General features: G+C 46.4%; 1 protein-coding gene and 1 pseudogene. Both read right to left on the reverse strand.

Features of this window, described 5'->3' with window-relative positions:
- A partial coding sequence (locus tag A3766_RS04305) for an amidase family protein (RefSeq protein WP_255375280.1) occupies positions 1 to 496 on the reverse strand: 496 nt, incomplete at its 3' end.
- 14 nt (positions 497 to 510) lie between these two features.
- Positions 511 to 1,106 (reverse strand): annotated as a pseudogene (locus tag A3766_RS04310) (NADP-dependent phosphogluconate dehydrogenase); the annotation flags it as partial.

Raw genomic sequence — 1,106 nt, forward strand, 5'->3', positions numbered from 1 at the left:
TGGCGGCAGATCCGCCGGATGAACCGCCAGTTGAACGCTCAAGGTTCCACGGGTTAGAAGTCGAGCCAAAATAACTAGACTCAGTCGTAGCCGTTAAGCCAAACTCAGGCATTCGAGTTTTTCCTAGGGGCACGACGCCTAGCGACAGGAATTGACGTACGAAATCTGAAGATTTTGCTGCGGGTTTAGGTTTTAACGCTGCGGAACCATGAGCGGAGGGCACTCCGTTAAAGTCGTCATTATCTTTAATAAAGCTAGGGACACCGGAAAAATACCCTGAATTAGGCAACAATGCGTACCGTCGAGCCCTGTCATACATTTCCACAGCAAGACTGTTTAGGCTCGGCTCAACATGCATCGCGCGACTAATACTCGCTTCAACCGCCTCTTGGGCCGATATTTCTCTTTTACGAACCCTTTCGGCAATTCCTACTCCATCGAGTTCACCTAGAACATCTTCTGTATAGGCATTAATTGTTTTCGCCGATGGAATCATGCTGCGCTCATATATTAGGCATTGTATTGGCTGGAGGATACCGCTCCACCACTTCCAATCCAGTCCGTATGGAAAAACTCGCCTCGATCTCTATCAACCCGTTCATAAGTATGCGCACCGAAGTAATCACGTTGCGCTTGCAGCATATTTGCTGGCAATCTTCCGCAGGTGAAGGCATCAAAGAAAGACAAGCCTGACGCGGTACATTGCATTNGTAGCCCGATTTCAATCGCTTTACCCAAAACCCTGCGCCAGGAAGGAAGTGACTGCTTCAATAATTGTTGAAAATAGTCATCGATTCCTAAGAAAGAGAGCTCAGGGTTCTTTATAAAGGCGTCACGAATATTCTCTAGAAAACGACTTCGGATAATGCAACCTCCTCGCCACATTAAAGCAATATTCCCGAAGTTCAGATTCCAATCCAAGTTGTTTGAAACTTGCTTCATTAACATGAAACCTTGAGCATAAGAGATGATCTTAGACGCCAATAAGGACTCTCTCAACGCTTCAAGCCAATCGTCCTTATCTCCACCAACACTAGATATCTCACGCGCGAAAGCTGTTTCAGCAGCGATTCGCTCTTCTTTGAAACTGGAGATATATCGTGCAA

Source organism: Oleiphilus sp. HI0132, assembly GCF_001635845.1.